The sequence below is a fragment of the Thalassospira sp. ABL2_045 genome (assembly GCF_056161285.1).
The window spans coordinates 205,807-222,530 of sequence record NZ_JBSWYV010000006.1 but is presented as its reverse complement, the minus strand read 5'-3'; the positions used below and the strand labels follow the sequence as shown (position 1 = coordinate 222,530).

Sequence of the window (16,724 nt, the reverse complement as noted above, 5' to 3'; positions counted from 1 at the left end):
TGCTTACATGAAGTTTCGCGGGATTGTTTTTTCCCACTTCTTTTCGAACACCTGTTCGCTTCCCTCATAGCCGATCACCCAGGCCGAGACATACCAGTTGTCGCGATCACATTTGAGTTCCGCATGGCAATCGGTGCGTACAGACCAGTCATCGCGTTCAAGATCACAGGTCCAGGCGGCCTCACCGGTTACAGACGTCGGATCCAGCGGATTGATCGTCCAGGTTTCGCTGCGCACCTCACGTGTCGCAAGGCGCGAGTCCGGATGTTCAAACAGACCGGTATCTTCATAGATACGATACCGCGTTTCGTTCTGCGTCAGATTGCGCTGAACGCTGCGTTCCGTGCGGCTCGGTTTGTGTTCGATATATTTCGGCAGGGGATCGGGATTATCCGGTTCCTTGACTTCGATCTTCTCGTGCGCGCCCAGCAAGGGCAGATCAAATGCAATCGAAGACGGCGCGACCGTCAGGCCCGCATCGAAGGGCGGCGGCAGGATCATCGGCCAGTAGGATGTCGAAAGCGAAAGCCTAATGCGATGCCCGGCATTGAAACGATAACCACAGGCATCGAGCACCAGTGTAATGGTGACTTTCTTGCCGCGCGGCATCGGTTTGGGATCGGCATAGTTGGCATCGAGATCACGATGGGCAAGGTTGAGCACCCCGAACGATACGCGGGTTGCCGTGCCATCGGGATGCACATCAACAAGGCGTGCGCACAGGTTTGACCAGTCCGCGTCGCATTCCACGTCAAGCTTTACAACCGGACGGCCCAGAAGATCGATTTCGGCTTCCAGCGGGGCGGTTTCAAACACCAGCGACCCGGCATCATCAGAACGCTGATCAATCGCCATTTCGACGTCGGGTTTCAGGGTAAAGTACTCGCCCGACGCGGTGCCGGTATCAAGCGGCGACTTCAGGTAAATGTCCGCGGCCGGGGCATCGTAGCTTTCCGGCTCGAATCCCAGTTTGCCGTCATTGACATAAAGCGTCCGGGTGTCGGGTTTTGACCACGTGTCCTTGCCAATCCAGAAACCCGGGTCAAAGTCACGGCGCACGGCCGGTTTCGGGCCATCAAGGATATAGGCGCGCATCTGGGGCAGTTCATCGATGCCGTTCTCATCACTGCGCAGCCATTTGTTCCACCATTTGATGGCTTCGCCGGTGAAATCGGCACGCGGTTTGGGCCATGCGAAATGCGGGTATTTGTGCACCCAGGGGCCAATCAGCGCCTTGGCGCGATCGGGCATGCCTTCAATCGCGCGGATCGGGGTATTGCGATAGCCATCCGCCCAACCGGCCAGAACCATCGACGGGATTTTGACCGCATCGAAATCCTCGCCGATAGAGGCATGCTTCCAATAGTCATCGCGGGTCTGGTGTTGCAGCCATTCTTCAAGGAAGAACGGCTCTTCCTTCAGGCGGTGCAGCCACATTGCCCGCCAGTCATCCCCGACCAGTGCCGGATCTGGCGTGCGCGACAGATAGGCCAGCATGGTGCCCGCCCATGAGAGCTGCGCGCCGAGATGACAGCCATTTTTGTAATGGATGTCGTCATTATACCGGTCGACGGTGGATGCTATGGAAATCACCGCCTTAAGTGCCGGGGGATTAAGGGCTGCGACCTGCAGGCAGTTAAACCCGCCCCAGGAAATCCCCATCATGCCAACCGACCCGTTGCACCACGGTTGATCTGCAATCCAGGCAATCAGTTCGCAGGCATTGGCCAGTTCAAGTTCGGTATATTCGCCGTCAATCACACCGTCAGACTCACCCGATCCGCGAATATCAATCCGCACACCGGCAATGCCGGCTTTGGCAAATTCGGGATAGGTGGACTCATCGCGTGCACAGGTGCCGTCGCCCTTGCGATAGGGCAGGAATTCAAAAACGGCGGGTACCGGATCATTTTCGGCGTTGTCGGGCATCCACATGCGCGCGGCAAGGCGGGTGCCATCGGCAATGGTGATAAAGGTGTTTTCAATAGCGGTGAAATTTCGGTCGGACATATTGGGGCGTCGTCCTTTTGGTGGCGCGTTGTAGGGTGTGGGGCTTATTCAAAAAGGCGGCCCTGATTGAGGGCCGCCTTTTGATTGTTGCACGGTGTTTAGTGACCGGCACTTTCCATTTTGCGGGAGGCCAGAACTTTTTCCAGCCAACCCAGTTCCATTTCCGGCACCGATTTCAAAAGAAGGTCGGTGTAATCGTCAAATGGCGGGTTCAGTACTTCGGAACGTGGACCGAAATCGACCAGCTTGCCCTGCAGCATCACCGCAACAGAATCGGCAATTGCACGCACAATTGCGATGTCATGGGTGATGAACAGATAGGACACCTGACGTTCTTTCTGCAGGCGCAGCAAAAGATCAAGGATGCCTTCGGCAACCAGCGGATCAAGGGCCGAGGTCGGCTCGTCACACAGGATCAGTTCCGGCTGTGCCGCCAGGGCACGTGCGATGGCCACACGTTGTTTCTGGCCGCCGGAAAGCTCGGCCGGATAACGATCATAGAAAGCTTCACCCATCTCGATTTCATCAAGAAGTTTGATGACTTCCTTTTTGCGTTCCGCACCGCGCATGCCGAAATAGAACTGCAACGGGCGACCAATAATCTGCCCGACGGTCTGGCGCGGGTTCATCGCCGTATCCGCCATTTGATAGATCAGCTGGATGCGCCGCAAATGATCGCGTGAGCGGTCCTTTTGGGCGTTGGAGAGTTCCTCATCACCGAATTTGACGCTGCCCTTAAACGGCGGCAGAAGCCCGGTGATGACACGTGCGAGCGTGGATTTACCCGAACCGGATTCCCCGACAACTGCCAGTGTCTGACCGCGCGGCACATGCAGCGAAACGTCATGGAGAACCTGCACCCCGTTGCCATAGGCCGCCGAGATGTTTTCAACCTTCAGCAACGCGTCGGTCTGATCGCGGGCTTCGGTCTGCTTGGTCTGGCGGACATTGACCAGCGCCTTGGTATATTCCTGACGCGGGTTCTCAATAATCTGCTGGACCGGTCCGTATTCAACGGTATCGCCGTTGCGCAGCACCATGATGTCATCGGAAATCTGGGCAACCACGGCCAGATCGTGGGTGATGTAAAGGGCTGCTGTACCGGTTTTCTCAATCGCGTTCTTGATCGCGGCCAGAACGTCAATCTGGGTGGTTACGTCAAGGGCGGTGGTCGGTTCGTCAAAGACGATCAGTTCCGGTTTGGAACACAGCGCCATGGCGGTCATGGCACGTTGCAGCTGTCCACCCGATACCTGATGGGGGAAACGGCTTCCGAAATTCTTGGGGTCCGGAAGACCGAGAATTTCAAACAGGTAGTCGGCCCGCTTGCGGGCTTCCTCACGGGTCATCAGGCCATGTTCGACGGTGGCTTCTATCACCTGATCGCCCAGTTTGTGCGCCGGGTTAAAGGATGCCGCGGCCGACTGGGCGACATAACAGACACGCGCCCCACGGATGCTGCGGATACCCTTTTTATCAAGTGGCAGGATATCCTTGCCATCAAGCAGGACTTCGCCGCCGGTGATCCGCACACCACCCCGGCCATAGGCCAGGGCCGCAAGGCCAATGGTTGATTTGCCCGCACCGGATTCACCGATCAGGCCAAGCACCTTGCCCTTTTGCAGATCAAAGGAAACGCCGTGGACAATCTCGATATCCATCGGGGCTTCGCCCGGTGGGAAGATGGTCGCGCCAATGCGCAAATCGCGTACCGATAAAAGATCAGACATCGCCGCGGCCTCCTTTCAGGCTGGAAGTACGTTTCAGCAACCAGTCGACAACCATGTTGACACAGACGGCCAACGCGGCAATCGCGCCACCCGGAATAAGGGCGGCCTGAATGCCAAAGATGATGCCATCCTTGTTGTCTTTCACCATGCCACCCCAGTCGGCAGCAGGCGGTTGAATGCCAAGGCCAAGGAAGGACAAGGTCGACAGGAACAGGATCGAAAAGGCAAAACGCAGCCCGAATTCGGCCAGAAGCGGCGAAAGCGTGTTGGGCAGGATTTCGCGGAAGATGATCCACATCCGGCCTTCACCGCGCAGTTTCGCGGCCTCGACGAACTCCATCACCGCAACATCAAGCGCAACCGCACGCCCCAGTCGATAGACGCGCGTTGAATCGAGAATGGCCATCACGGCAATCAGGATGAAGATGTTCTGCGGCAGAACCGCCAGAACGACCAGTGCGAAAATCAGCGTCGGGATCGACATCATCAAATCGTTCAGACGCGACAATCCCTGATCAATCGGACCGCCGGAAACAGCGGCCGTGAAGCTCAGGAAAATGCCGATCGAAAACGACAGGATTGACGCCGCAAGCGACACGAACAAGGTCGTCTGCGCACCGTAAATCAGGCGCGAAAGAAGATCGCGGCCAAGGTTGTCTGTGCCCAGAAGATAAAGATCACTGGCCGGTTCCCAGACACCCGCAACAATTTCACGTTCCCCATAGGGCGCGATGAGCGGGGCAAAGACGGCACAGCCAAAAGCGAACAGAATGCCCAGAATTCCGATCCAGGCGGTCAGCGGGATTTCACGTAATCTCATCGCGGATGCCTCAGTCTCGGATTGGCGACAATGGCGACGATGTCCGCCACCATGTTGAGCAGGATATACACCGCCGCAAAGATCAGGCCGCAGGCCTGCACGACGGGCATGTCACGCACTGTCACGGCATCGACCATATACTGGCCCATGCCCGGATAGACGAAGACAACCTCGACCACGACAACCCCCACCACAAGATAGGCAAGGTTAAGGGCCACCACGTTGACAATCGGGGCAATGGCATTGGGGGCTGCGTGTTTGACAATCGCCTTGAAGGCACCAAGGCCCTTGAGTTCGGCCGTTTCCATATAGGCCGATGACATGACGCTGATGATGGCCGCACGGGTCATTCGCATCATGTGGGCCAGAACAACCATCACAAGGGTGGCGGTCGGCAAGGCAATCGCTGCCAGGCGTTCCGACCAGGCCATATTGTCATAGACCGTGGACGGGAATGTCGCGACACCCATCTGAACGGCAAAGAACACGATCAGGATATAACCGATAAAGAATTCCGGCAGCGAGATCGCAGCAAGCGACAGAACGTTAATCACGCGATCCGGAATACGGTTGCGATAGTGAACCGCCACCATGCCAAGGCCAACTGCAAGCGGAACAGAAATTGCTGCAGCAAAGAACGCCAAGAACAGCGAATTGCCAAGACGTTTGGTGATCTGTTCGCTCACCGGGGCACCGCTGGCCCAGCTGTTGCCAAAGTCACCCTGAACAACCCCGCCAAGCCATTCGAAATAGCGCGTGGTGATCGGGCGATCCAGACCAAGGTCTTCACGGATATTGGCAATTGCCTGCGGTGTCGCAGACTGCCCAAGATAGGTTTCGGCGAAATCGCCCGGAAGGGCTTCAACGCCGGCAAAAATCAGGACTGAAACAGCCCAAAGCAACAACACACTCAAGCCCAGTCGTTCGGCAATCAGTACCGATAACGGATGGGTTTCTTTCAGTCTGTGTCGCGCGGCTCGCACGCCGGCCAAAGGACTGGCCATGAACACATACTCCCCCTTAGTGGCCTGAACGGAAATTCAAGACGGGTGGGACGGCAAAGGGTGCTTTGCCTCCATCTGGAAATTTCGATCAGACCATGTCTTAAACAAACAGGCGAACAACAAGACGGGGACCACGGCCAAAAAGGCCGTGATCCCGCAGGTCTTCAATCATGGGGATGCAAGGCACCCCGACTGATTAGCTGTTGATCCACAGACGCGAAGCAACATAACCGTTCGACATGTCGTTGCCGATATCATCGACAAAGCCCGAGACGTTGGTCGTGGTTGCGTTCACAAAGTCGTTGAACATCGGCAGGATCAGACCACCGGTGTCACGGACCATCAGGGCCATGTCGTGGTACATTTCCTTACGCTTGCTCTGGTCGAGTTCAGCACGTGCTTCGAGAAGGATCTTGTCGAAGTCGGTGTTGAAGAAGCGGGTATCGTTCCAGTCGGCACTCGACAGGTAAGCGGTCGAATACATCTGATCCTGGGTCGGACGACCACCCCAGTAAGAGGTCGAGAACGGCTGAACGTTCCAGACGTTCGACCAGTAACCGTCACCCGGCTCACGTTTGATTTCGATGTCGATACCGGCTTTTTTCGCGGTTTCCTGATAGAGGACCGCAGCATCAACCGCACCCGGGAAGGCAACATCAGACGTCCGCAGCAGAACCGAACCGTCATGGCCGGACTTCTTGAAGTGGAAGGCTGCCTTGTCCGGATCATATGCACGCTGTTCGATGCTTTCCGGGAACAGAGCATAGGTTTCGTTGATCGGGAAGTCGTTACCGACCTTGCCGTAACCGCCAAGGATCTTTTCGACCATGGTTTCGCGGTCCATCGCATATTTCAGCGCCAGACGCAGGTCGTTATTGTCGAACGGTGCGGTGTTGCAATGCATGATGAACACATAGTGGCCACGGCCCGAAGTGGTCTGAATTTCGACATTCGGTGCACGCTTAAGAAGGCCAACGGTCTTCGGATCAACACGGTTGATGAAGTGAACCTGACCCGATGACAGGGCTGCCATACGTGCGGTTGCGTCGTTCATTACGATCATTTCGACCGAATCAACGAAGCCACGGTCGGTGCGCCAGTCATTTTCGTTTTTCACAAACGTCGCGCGCACGCCAGCTTCGAAATTGTCGATCTTGAACGGACCGGTACCGATACCGGCATTCGGATTGTCATAGCCACCACCCGGCTGGATCACGAGGTGATAATCGCTCAGCAGAAGCGGAAGATCGGCATTGCCTTCGGAAAGCGTCAGAACAAGGTCACCGCCCTTGTTTTCGATGCCCTTGATCGAACCCAGAACACCCAGTGCGCCGGACTCGGACTTTTCGTCGGTGTGGCGGTTCAGGGTTTTGACGACATCGTCGATGGTCAGTTCGGAGCCGTCATGGAACTCGACACCCTTACGGATTTTAAAGGTCCAGACAGATGCATCCGCATTCGGTTCCCACGATTCAGCAAGCGACGGAACGGCAAGGCCGCTGCTCGGATGCGATTCAACCAGGGTGTCACCCCAGTTACGGTTCATGGCAAAGGTAAATTGCGAAGACGATTTCGCCGGATCAATAACGTCGGTCGAAGAGCCACCCTGCAGGCCAAGTTTCAGGTGGCCGCCGCGCTGGGGTTCCTGTGCCAAGGCGGACTTGCCATAAAGGCTGGTGGCAGCTGCAAGGGTCAGGCCGGCGGCCATTGAACGGCCGATGAATTCACGGCGGTTCATTTCATGTGCTGTGACGCGTGACGCGAAATGCTTGATAGGGTCAGTCATCCCTGTTCCTTCTCTGATGCTTTTGATCTTGCTGAATTATTTAAATGCTGTGGCAGTTCCCACCCGCGATTTGGTTGTGCTTGGTTGTGCAGGGTCGGGTGTCGTTCAGACACAAACGGACATGCAGCGATAAGACGCGCTGGTTTGTCATGTCACCGCTTTTGCGCAGTTATTGAACTCCCCCGTTGGCCACAATAATTTTCCCTTTCGGGAATGTGCACGGCCATGGATGTTCGCCTTTTACAAGGCGTATCCAGCAAATATGTCCAGCCAGAACCTATGATGTCCTGAGCTGGAAGCACATGTTGTGTGGGACAGACAGTGCACAAATCGCGGACATCGTGACACGAGTATGAGGCCTCATCAAGCCAAGTGCGTGTTGCGCTGCATTTTTTCGCCATCCGGAGATAGATTTTTGCCGTGAAATGTTCTCTGGAAAATAGAATAGATATCCGATGGATTTTTCCAAGAAATGCCTTACCCGGTAAGGGGTTTACGGGCGAAAAAACGGGCCGTGAAAACGGGGCTGTTTCAATGCGAAAAAATTTTTAAAATTTTCAGGTTCGAACATCGAAAATCGGCACAAAGATGCCCCGGGTTTTGCATTTGAAATCGAAAAATATTCGGATCAACGATTCGCTGTTAAGTGCAGAATTACCGAGCCACCCAGCCAGATTTCACCTGCAAATATTGTCAAACTTATGCGGGCAATGTTGCAAGAAATACTGCAGCAATGTTTATGGACAATTTCGAAAGTCGCTTTTTGATTTTGAACACCGTCAATGTTACGCTTCGGCCGCTACCCTGATATTTCATGAAATCATGGACTTCAGGGGTGGTGCACATAACGGAGGAATGAATGTATCAGAAGATGCTCGTGCCTGTCGATTTGGCCCACGTTGATAAATTGGATAAAGCAATTAAAACGGCGGTCGATCTAGCCAAGCATTACAAGGCCGAGATAAGCCTTCTCGGTGTCGGTACCAATACACCGTCATCGGTTGCGCATACACCAAAGGAATTCGAACAGAAACTGCAGGCATTTGCCGAGGATCTGGCGTCCAAACATGGTGTAAGCACCAAGGCCGTTGCCCACATTTCGCATGATCCCGCAGTGGATCTTAGCAAGGAACTTGTCGCCAAGGCCGACGAACTGGGTGCCGACGTTATCGTCATGGCATCGCACGTCCCCGGTATTGCCGACCATATCTTTGCATCTCATGGCGGATATGTGGCGTCTCACTCGGATCTTTCCGTATTCCTCGTGCGTTAAGGAATTCGGACGAACTATTACGGCTCGGGGTAGCTGTATATTCATTTAACCTAGGGAGTTTCAAATGGGGTCTGAAGCTGACACGGGCATAGAAAGCCCGGACGGTGCAGCGAACCCGATTGATACAGAATATGAAATCGGGCAGGACAATATCCAGGCAGAGATCGGGCCATTTGGATTGGATGTCCATAACCCGGTCTTTCTGATTTCGGGTCTTGCAATTGTTGCTTTCGTCTTTCTTACCCTGGCCTTTCAGGAAAGTGTCGGGCCGATGTTCAACGACCTGCGTGGTTGGCTGACATCGTCGCTTGACTGGTTCTTCCTGTCTGCGGCCAACGTATTTGTCGTGTTGTGTCTGTTCCTGATTGTTTCACCGTTGGGCCGCGTGCGTCTTGGCGGTGCGGACGCAACACCGGATTATTCCTATTCCGGCTGGTTTGCCATGCTGTTTGCTGCAGGCATGGGTATTGGTCTGATGTTCTACGGTGTGTCAGAACCGATTTCGCATTTCACGTCCTCGATGGGCGGGATTTCGGTCGGCGATGATGGCATGCGTACCGACTGGGCGCCGTTGGGTGCTGCTGCCGGTGATACGGATGCTGCTTTTGACCTTGGCATGGCCGCGACGATCTTCCACTGGGGTCTTCATCCGTGGGCGATCTATGCCACGGTGGCGCTCGCACTGGCGCTGTTTTCGTTTAACAAGGGTCTTCCGCTGACTGTTCGTTCGATCTTCTATCCGATCTTTGGCGAGCGCGTTTGGGGCTGGACCGGTCATGTCATCGATATTCTGGCCGTGTTTGCGACCCTGTTTGGTCTCGCAACCTCGCTTGGTTTCGGTGCGGAACAGGCCAATGCCGGTCTTGATTACCTGTTTGGGATTTCGGTTTCCGATACCTCGAAGGTCTTCCTGATCATCGGGATTACCGGTGTAGCACTGATTTCGGTTCTGGCTGGTCTGGATGCCGGGGTGAAGCGCCTGTCGGAAATCAACATGATCCTGGCGGCCCTTCTGCTCGTGTTTGTTGTGGCGGTTGGCCCGACGATGGAAATCATCACCGGTTTCTTCTCAAGCCTGCTGTCCTATGCAGAGTATCTGCCGGCGCTTTCGAACCCGATCGGTCGTGAAGATGCCAACTTCAGCCAAGGCTGGACGTCCTTCTATTGGGCGTGGTGGATTTCCTGGTCACCGTTTGTTGGCATGTTCATCGCACGTGTGTCGCGCGGCCGTACGGTCCGTGAATTCATCACCTGCGTTCTGATCATTCCGTCGCTGGTTTGTGTTCTGTGGATGACTGCTTTTGGCGGTACCGCCGTTCACATGGTGACCGAAGGCGTTTCGGCAATTGCCGAAGCAGGTCTGCCGATCAAGCTGTTCACCATGCTTGATCAGCTGCCGATGCAGGCGATCACATCCTTCATCGGGATTGTTCTTGTGATCGTGTTCTTCGTGACCTCGTCGGACTCCGGCTCGCTTGTGATTGATACCATCACCGCAGGCGGCAAGGTCGATGCGCCGGTTCCGCAGCGTGTGTTCTGGTGCACCTTCGAAGGCCTGGTCGCAATTGCACTGTTGCTTGGCGGTGGCCTTGGGGCACTGCAGGCAATGGCCGTCTCGACGGGCTTCCCGTTTGCGATTGTGCTGTTGTTTGCCTGCTACTCGATCATTCAGGGTCTTCGCTCTGAACCCAAGGCGGTTGGCGCGAACTCCGAAGCGACCGACGGCAAAGACTAAGCTATCGACATACATGTATCGCAGCGATCTGTTAGCTGCGATACACCGTCAAACGAAAGGGGCACCATTTGGTGCCCCTTTTTGTTGTGTCAGACGTTGTGAAGTGTTGGTAAGGCTTACGGCGTGCCGGGCGCAAATTCGATCACTGCATTTCCGTCCGTGTCCTTTAGAACAAGGTGGCCATCCATCACATTCCAGCTGTCAACAAGAACGAAGGCGCCGCTCAGCGCATTTTCGATCTTCATGGCTTCTTCTGCGATACACATCTTGCGCGTCATGGCCAGCTGCGCGATGCCAAGTGACGATCCGGCTTGTGTGTAGCCCCCGGAATACTGATTGCACCCGGCATTGCCCGATACCATGCCGTCGTCTGAAAATGTTGCCGTCGCCAAGACCGGTGGTGTTGGTGACAAGGGGCCGCTTGGGTCTTTCACAGTCACCAGGTGCCATTCCTGATCCGTGACAGTCGACCAGTCAGTTGTCATGCCACCATTTGATGTCACACTGCAGGCCGCAAGCGACATCAAGGCGGTGACGGCCAACGGGGAGATGATCCTGTGTTTTACACGATGCATGTCTGAATGCCTGTGTTGCTTGCCCGGTCATGTGCGGCTTTGATGCCGATGGTTGCGGGCAATAGTATCATATTTTCAATGGGCTTTGCTTCAGACTGTTGCGGCGTTTGGATGAAAACGCCTTTGCGAATGGGGCTGGCTTGCGACTATGCTGTAAGGCCCACGGGCGCATGATCCTTGCGCCATTATTTCCGCTTACAAAATCTAAGGTCCGCCCCCGATGAAGATTTCGCTCGAAGATGCCCACACGCTTGTGCGTGATACCCTGATGCGTTGTAACGTAACCGCGGAAAACGCCACCTCGGTCGCAAAGGCACTGGTGGCGGCAGAAGCATCCGGACAAGGCGGGCACGGATTTCGTCGGGTGCCGGCCTATTCGGCACAGGCAAAGGTCGGCAAAGTCGATGGCACGGTCGGTCCAGTGTTTGAAAAGCCCGTGCCCGGCGTTTTGCGGATTGATGCGCAGCATGGTTTTGCCTATCCCGCACTTGATCTGATGATGGATCATTTGCCCGATATGGCGCGTAGCCAGGGGATTGCGATTGCGTCGATCCACAGATCACATCATGCGGGGGTCATGGGGCTGACCGTTGAGCGACTGGCAGAGCAGGGCCTGGCGGCGATGATGTTTGCCAATGCCCCGGCGGCGATGGCCGCGTGGGGTGGGCGTCGTCCGATGTTTGGCACCAACCCGATTGCCTTTGGGGGGCCGGTCGGGGATGCCGGTGATCCGATCATTATTGATCTTGCCCTTTCAAGAGTCGCGCGCGGCAAGATCATGGCGGCCAAGCAAAAGGGTGCGGAAATTCCTGATGACTGGGCACTTGATGTGGATGGGAATCCGACCACCGATGCTCAGAAGGCGCTTGATGGCACGATGATCCCCGCCGGTGGGGTAAAGGGCGCAGCCCTTGCAATGATGGTTGAGCTTCTGGCCGCTGGTCTGACCGGTGCGCAATTTGGCCATCAGTCTTCGTCGCTTTTCGATGACAAAGGTGCACCGCCTGCACTTGGCCAGCTGATCATTGCGATTGATCCCAAGGCAACTGGTGGTGTCGATGTGATGGATCATCTTGCCTATATCGCCAACGAGATCGCCGCCGAAGAAGGCGTTCGCCTGCCGGGGCGTCGCGGCAAGCAGGCGCGTGCAGCAGCCAAAACGGATGGGCTTGATATCGAAGACGACGTGCTCGACGTTATCAACCAGATAAAATAAAAGCCGTCCGGATTGTTGAAAAAATCGACCTTTCAGGTTTGGTTATCCGGTCTGTTACTGTGTGCTGAGTTCAAAAAATGACATTCATCACACAAATAGGTCGATAAAAATCAAATATGTTACAAATTTATTCTCTGTTTCATTTCTGAATATTTCTATGAATACTTGATGTATAGACAAGTTTGATTGTTGTCGGGGTGATATCCCCGCCGTAATCATCGAACTGTAACATCAGTGTCACCGTAGAGTCGCGGTTTGTGCGTAGCTTCTTGGTCCAGCGAAACACTTTCAGGCGACTCTTTGATGCTGGTTGTAGATATCTCTGGACTGAACAAAAGCTTTACCCGTGACAAGCGCGCGCTTAGCGACGTCAAGCTGCAGGTGCGCGAAGGCGAGATGGTCGCCCTGATCGGCGCATCGGGGTCAGGCAAGTCCACTTTGATCCGTCATATTGCCGGTTTGCTGCGCGGAGATCGCGACGGCGGCAAGATCGCTGTGTTTGGCGAAACCATTCAGGAAAATGGCAAGATTTCACGCGGTGCACGCAAGGTGCGCTCCGATATCGGTGTTGTTTTCCAGCAATTCAACCTGGTCAGCCGTCTTTCGGTTCTGACCAACGTGTTGATGGGGCTTCTTGGTCGTGTTCCGGCATGGCGCGGATCGCTTGGCCTGTTTACCAAGGCCGAAAAGATGCGGGCCATGGGTGCCCTTTCGCGTGTCGGTATTGATGCGCATGCCTCCAAAAAGGCACGTAATCTTTCGGGTGGTCAGCAGCAGCGCGCAGCGATTGCCCGCACCATCACCCAAGGGGCGCGGCTTATTCTGGCGGACGAGCCGATTGCATCGCTTGATCCGGCATCTTCGCGCAAGGTGATGAACACGCTTGATCGTGTGAACCGCGAAGACAATGTCACCGTGATCGTATCGCTTCATCAGGTTGATTACGCCAAGGACTACTGCAAACGCACCATCGCCATGCGCGATGGTGAAGTCGTTTTTGACGGACCTTCAAGCGAACTGACGCCGCAATTCCTGCAGGAATTGTACGGCGAACATTCTTCCGAACTTTTTGCAGATGGCGCGATGGAGGTTGCTGAACCTGCTGTGTCACACGTTGCAGAAAAGGACCTGGCTGTCGCAACAAGCTAGCCGGGCCAGTTGTCATGACTGCCTTATCTTCTCGAAACACGTCCAAATCTATTTTGACAGGGGACTTCTTATGAACGTTAAGACAATTGCATCCGCAGCATTTGCAGCCACGATGCTGGCTTCTTTTGTTGCCAAAGCCGATGTTGAGTACAAGCCGCTCGAACAGGATCCAGAAAAGCTGGTGTTCGGTTTCATCTCGACTGAGTCGAGCTCGAACCTCAAAGCCCAGTGGCAGCCGATGATTGATGACATGGAAGAAGCACTCGGTATGGAAATCGAGGCATTCTTCGCCCCCGATTATGCAGGCATCATCGAAGGCATGCGTTTTGGCAAGGTTCATGTGGGCTGGTTCGGTAACAAGTCCGCAATGGAAGCCGTTGACCGCGCCGGTGGCGAAGTCTTCGTTCAGACCTCCAAATCTGATGGTTCGAACGGTTACTATTCCCACATCATCACCCAGGCAGATAACGAAAAGCTGAACTCGCTTGAAGACCTTCTGAAATGTGATGGTTCGCTGAACTTCGGTATCGGTGATCCGAACTCGACCTCGGGCTTCCTGGTTCCGTCCTACTATGTGTTTGCACAGAACGGTGCTGATCCGAAAGATTGCTTCAAAACCGTCCGTAATGCGAACCACGAAACCAACCTGATGGCGACTGCCAATGCACAGGTTGATGCTGCTGCCAACAACTCCGAGCAGCTTGCACGTACGAACATGAACAAGCCGGAAATCACTGATAAGGTCAAAGTCATCTGGACCTCGCCGCTGATCCCGTCTGACCCGATGGTGTATCGCAAAGACATGTCGCGTGAACTGAAATCCGAGATCAAGGCTTTCTTCCTTGGTTACGGCCGCATGGGCGATACCGTTGCTGCGGAAAAAGTGCTGGCCGGTATTCAGGATGGTATGGGTAAATTCATGGAAAGCTCAAACGCGCAGCTTTACCCGATCCGTCAGCTTGCCCTTTTCAAAGACAAGCTGAAAATCCAGAACACCGAAGAGCTTTCTGACGAAGAGAAAGCAGAGCGTGTTGCTGAAATCGACAAGAAGCTTGCTGAGCTCGACATTCTGGTTGCTTATCAGTAATCGGACTTTCGACGGGGAGTGCACGGATCGGTGCGCTCCCCGTTTGCTTTTACTTCCGGGATTTAAACGATGAACAGCAGCATTTCTTCGACATCATCTGTCGCAATCGACCTTCCGCCGCGCGATCTTAAGCGGTCTGCTTCAAGCTTCCTGCTTTGGGCGTTCATTCTGGGTCTTCTGGCCTGGTCGTGGGAAGGGGCGGACATGCGTCCGATGGCGCTGTTTGAAAACAGCGGCAATATGGTCGACTTCGCCGAGGGCTTCTTCCCACCCGACTTCCTGATGTGGAAGATGTATGTCGAAGAAATGTGGATCACCATCCAGATTGCAATCTGGGGGACGGCGCTTTCCATCGTTTGTTCGATTCCGTTCGGTATTCTTTCTTCTGAAAACATCGTCCCCGTCTGGGTTTATCAGCCGGTGCGCCGTTTGATGGATTCCTTCCGTGCGATCAACGAAATGGTTTTTGCCATGCTGTTCGTTGTTGCCGTCGGGCTTGGTCCGTTTGCCGGTGTTCTGGCCCTTTGGATTCACACAACGGGTGTTCTGGCCAAACTGTTCTCCGAGGCGGTCGAGGCAATCGATCCCGAGCCGGTCGAAGGCATTCGGGCCACGGGGGCCAATGCTCTTCAGGAAGTCATCTTTGGCGTGATCCCGCAGGTCCTGCCGCTGTGGATTTCCTATTCGCTGTATCGCTTTGAATCGAACGTGCGTTCTGCAACGGTGCTGGGCATTGTTGGTGCGGGCGGTATCGGCATGGTGCTTTGGGAATATATCCGCGGGTTCTATTACGCCGAAACGGCTGCGGTCATGATCATCATCATCATTTCTGTCAGCCTGCTGGATATGGTGTCGCAGCGTCTGCGCAAACTGGTGACCTGATCCATGGGCTTCAAGATTACGCAGGCCAAACCGGCAATGAAGGCATTGTCGGAGCGGCCCACGATTGATGACAGTGCGATTGTTGTCGATTGCGACATGGGGGTCTGGACCGAAGTTGGTGCACGCACCTCCATGCGCGAGACCCGGATGGATGATTATTCCTATGTCGTGAATGATAGTGAAATCATCTATTCCGACATCGGCAAGTTCGTAAATATCGCCGCCCATACACGCATCAATCCGGGCCAGCATCCGATGGACCGGGCCTCGATGCATCATTTCCAGTATCGTTCCAGCGCCTATGAACTGGGCGAAGATGATCCGGCCTTCTTTGACTGGCGTCGTGAAAAGCGTGTGCGTCTTGAACATGATGTCTGGATCGGGCACGGGGCGATTGTGCAAGGCGGCGTGACGATTGGCATCGGCTCCGTGGTTGGATCGGGGGCGGTGGTGACCAAGGATGTCGCGCCCTATACGATTTTGACGGGCATTCCGGCAAGCCCACTGCGCCCAAGGTTTGAGGCGAATATTGTTGATGCCCTGTTGCGCATTCGCTGGTGGGACTGGTCGCACGAAATGCTGCGCGAAAGACTGCAGGACTTTCGGACACTTCCGGTACGTGATTTCTGCCAGAAATACGATACGGTCTAAGCGATCAGACTTTCTCAGTGATAAGATCCGCGCCGGAGGTTAATCTAGTTAATCTGGCGCCTCTTTTCCCCGACCTTCTTTTGTTTCCAGAGTTCATTCATGACCGAAAACTACCAACGTTATGGCATCTATTACGCGCCAGAACCGCAAAGCGCGTTGGGTCAGTTGGGCAATGCCTGGCTGGGGCGTGATCCGGAAAGCGGAGACAGTTTGGCGCGGCCGGCAGTTATGGGCTTGAGCTATGCTGACATTGTCGCGGCAACGACATCGCCAACCCGCTATGGTTTTCACGGTACGCTTAAGCCCCCCTTCGCCCTGCCGGACGGTAAAGATCACGATGCGCTTGAAGCGGCTCTTGCTCATCTTTGCAGCACAATCGCGCCGGTGGTTTGTGGGCCTTTGATGTTGAAATCAATCGGGCGTTTTCTGGCCCTTGTTCCGACTGAACCAGTTTCGCCTTTGGGGGATATTGCCGCAACGCTGGTGCGCGAACTTGATGGTTTTCGCCAACCCGAAGATGAACCGGCGATGAACAGGCGCCGTGCGGCGGGGCTGACGGATCGGCAGGAAGAAAATCTTGTACGCTGGGGTTATCCCTATGTCATGGAAGAATTCCGCTTCCACCTGACATTGACTAACAAGCTTTCTGACGAACAGATTGAACCGTTCAAAAACGCGCTGTCTGATCTGGTTGCACCGCTTTGCGCGGATCCGTTTGTGGTCAGAGAAGTCTGTCTTTTCGGTGACCCGGGCGGTCAAAAGCCATTCAGATTGCTCAGACGTTTTCCGCTCGCCGGATAAAAATG

At 54.8% G+C, this 16,724-nt stretch carries 14 protein-coding genes; 8 read left to right on the top strand and 6 right to left on the bottom strand.

Annotation, left to right across the window (positions count from 1 at the left end):
- Positions 1 to 3: 3 nt before the first annotated feature.
- The 5 genes from ACXAIA_RS11300 to ACXAIA_RS11280 all read right to left on the bottom strand — a co-directional run bounded on the left by ACXAIA_RS11300 (position 4) and on the right by ACXAIA_RS11280 (position 7,350).
- Positions 4 to 2,010: a CocE/NonD family hydrolase gene (locus ACXAIA_RS11300; protein ID WP_475349413.1), complete on the bottom strand. Its 2,007-nt coding sequence runs from the start codon at positions 2,008 to 2,010 to the stop codon at positions 4 to 6.
- Between the two features lie 98 nt (positions 2,011 to 2,108).
- Positions 2,109 to 3,740 carry an ABC transporter ATP-binding protein gene (locus ACXAIA_RS11295; protein WP_475349412.1) on the bottom strand — a complete coding sequence of 544 codons (1,632 nt, stop codon included), beginning with the start codon at positions 3,738 to 3,740 and terminating at the stop codon, positions 2,109 to 2,111.
- Positions 3,733 to 4,560: an ABC transporter permease gene (locus ACXAIA_RS11290; RefSeq protein WP_008889682.1), complete on the bottom strand. Its 828-nt coding sequence runs from the start codon at positions 4,558 to 4,560 to the stop codon at positions 3,733 to 3,735. Before ACXAIA_RS11290 ends, ACXAIA_RS11295 begins: the two co-directional genes overlap by 8 nt.
- Positions 4,557 to 5,564 carry an ABC transporter permease gene (locus ACXAIA_RS11285; RefSeq protein WP_475349411.1) on the bottom strand — a complete coding sequence of 336 codons (1,008 nt, stop codon included), beginning with the start codon at positions 5,562 to 5,564 and terminating at the stop codon, positions 4,557 to 4,559. Before ACXAIA_RS11285 ends, ACXAIA_RS11290 begins: the two co-directional genes overlap by 4 nt.
- Positions 5,565 to 5,760: 196 nt before the next feature.
- Positions 5,761 to 7,350, bottom strand: coding sequence for an ABC transporter substrate-binding protein (locus tag ACXAIA_RS11280; protein WP_475343951.1), 1,590 nt, complete (start codon positions 7,348 to 7,350; stop codon positions 5,761 to 5,763).
- Positions 7,351 to 8,209: 859 nt separating this feature from the next.
- On the opposite strand from ACXAIA_RS11280, the gene ACXAIA_RS11275 reads away from it, so the two are divergent.
- Together ACXAIA_RS11275 and ACXAIA_RS11270 are read left to right on the top strand one after the other, a co-directional pair.
- Positions 8,210 to 8,623, top strand: a complete 414-nt coding sequence (locus ACXAIA_RS11275) for a universal stress protein (RefSeq protein ID WP_475343952.1) — start codon at positions 8,210 to 8,212, stop codon at positions 8,621 to 8,623.
- Between the two features lie 64 nt (positions 8,624 to 8,687).
- Positions 8,688 to 10,358, top strand: coding sequence for a BCCT family transporter (locus ACXAIA_RS11270; RefSeq protein ID WP_475343954.1), 1,671 nt, complete (start codon positions 8,688 to 8,690; stop codon positions 10,356 to 10,358).
- Positions 10,359 to 10,474: 116 nt separating this feature from the next.
- Here the strand turns inward: ACXAIA_RS11270 and ACXAIA_RS11265 are convergent, their stop codons facing one another.
- Positions 10,475 to 10,900: an META domain-containing protein gene (locus ACXAIA_RS11265; protein ID WP_475349410.1), complete on the bottom strand. Its 426-nt coding sequence runs from the start codon at positions 10,898 to 10,900 to the stop codon at positions 10,475 to 10,477.
- Between the two features lie 253 nt (positions 10,901 to 11,153).
- Here ACXAIA_RS11265 and ACXAIA_RS11260 point away from each other — a divergent pair, with 253 nt between their 5' ends.
- The 6 genes from ACXAIA_RS11260 to ACXAIA_RS11235 all read left to right on the top strand — a co-directional run bounded on the left by ACXAIA_RS11260 (position 11,154) and on the right by ACXAIA_RS11235 (position 16,719).
- Positions 11,154 to 12,149: an Ldh family oxidoreductase gene (locus ACXAIA_RS11260; RefSeq protein ID WP_475349409.1), complete on the top strand. Its 996-nt coding sequence runs from the start codon at positions 11,154 to 11,156 to the stop codon at positions 12,147 to 12,149.
- A gap of 303 nt (positions 12,150 to 12,452) precedes the next feature.
- Positions 12,453 to 13,298, top strand: coding sequence for a phosphonate ABC transporter ATP-binding protein (phnC, locus tag ACXAIA_RS11255; protein ID WP_475343959.1), 846 nt, complete (start codon positions 12,453 to 12,455; stop codon positions 13,296 to 13,298).
- Positions 13,299 to 13,368: 70 nt separating this feature from the next.
- Positions 13,369 to 14,385, top strand: a complete 1,017-nt coding sequence (phnD, locus tag ACXAIA_RS11250; protein ID WP_475343960.1) for a phosphonate ABC transporter substrate-binding protein — start codon at positions 13,369 to 13,371, stop codon at positions 14,383 to 14,385.
- A 69-nt stretch (positions 14,386 to 14,454) separates the two neighbouring features.
- Positions 14,455 to 15,267 (top strand): phosphonate ABC transporter, permease protein PhnE, encoded by an 813-nt coding sequence (gene phnE, locus ACXAIA_RS11245; protein WP_475349408.1) that lies wholly within the window; start codon positions 14,455 to 14,457, stop codon positions 15,265 to 15,267.
- 3 nt (positions 15,268 to 15,270) lie between these two features.
- Positions 15,271 to 15,918 (top strand): LbetaH domain-containing protein, encoded by a 648-nt coding sequence (locus ACXAIA_RS11240; RefSeq protein ID WP_475349407.1) that lies wholly within the window; start codon positions 15,271 to 15,273, stop codon positions 15,916 to 15,918.
- 99 nt (positions 15,919 to 16,017) lie between these two features.
- Complete coding sequence (locus ACXAIA_RS11235) at positions 16,018 to 16,719, top strand: DUF1045 domain-containing protein (protein WP_475349406.1); 702 nt, start codon at positions 16,018 to 16,020, stop codon at positions 16,717 to 16,719.
- Positions 16,720 to 16,724: the final 5 nt, after the last annotated feature.

Coding starts and splice junctions, on each gene's coding strand:
- ACXAIA_RS11295 (WP_475349412.1), bottom strand. CDS start 3,740: ATGTCTGATCTTTTATCGGTACGCGATTTGCGCATTGGCGCGACCATC.
- ACXAIA_RS11260 (WP_475349409.1), top strand. CDS start 11,154: ATGAAGATTTCGCTCGAAGATGCCCACACGCTTGTGCGTGATACCCTG.
- ACXAIA_RS11300 (WP_475349413.1), bottom strand. CDS start 2,010: ATGTCCGACCGAAATTTCACCGCTATTGAAAACACCTTTATCACCATT.
- ACXAIA_RS11280 (WP_475343951.1), bottom strand. CDS start 7,350: ATGACTGACCCTATCAAGCATTTCGCGTCACGCGTCACAGCACATGAA.
- ACXAIA_RS11285 (WP_475349411.1), bottom strand. CDS start 5,564: ATGGCCAGTCCTTTGGCCGGCGTGCGAGCCGCGCGACACAGACTGAAA.
- phnC (WP_475343959.1), top strand. CDS start 12,453: ATGCTGGTTGTAGATATCTCTGGACTGAACAAAAGCTTTACCCGTGAC.
- ACXAIA_RS11240 (WP_475349407.1), top strand. CDS start 15,271: ATGGGCTTCAAGATTACGCAGGCCAAACCGGCAATGAAGGCATTGTCG.
- ACXAIA_RS11275 (WP_475343952.1), top strand. CDS start 8,210: ATGTATCAGAAGATGCTCGTGCCTGTCGATTTGGCCCACGTTGATAAA.
- phnE (WP_475349408.1), top strand. CDS start 14,455: ATGAACAGCAGCATTTCTTCGACATCATCTGTCGCAATCGACCTTCCG.
- ACXAIA_RS11290 (WP_008889682.1), bottom strand. CDS start 4,560: ATGAGATTACGTGAAATCCCGCTGACCGCCTGGATCGGAATTCTGGGC.
- ACXAIA_RS11270 (WP_475343954.1), top strand. CDS start 8,688: ATGGGGTCTGAAGCTGACACGGGCATAGAAAGCCCGGACGGTGCAGCG.
- phnD (WP_475343960.1), top strand. CDS start 13,369: ATGAACGTTAAGACAATTGCATCCGCAGCATTTGCAGCCACGATGCTG.
- ACXAIA_RS11235 (WP_475349406.1), top strand. CDS start 16,018: ATGACCGAAAACTACCAACGTTATGGCATCTATTACGCGCCAGAACCG.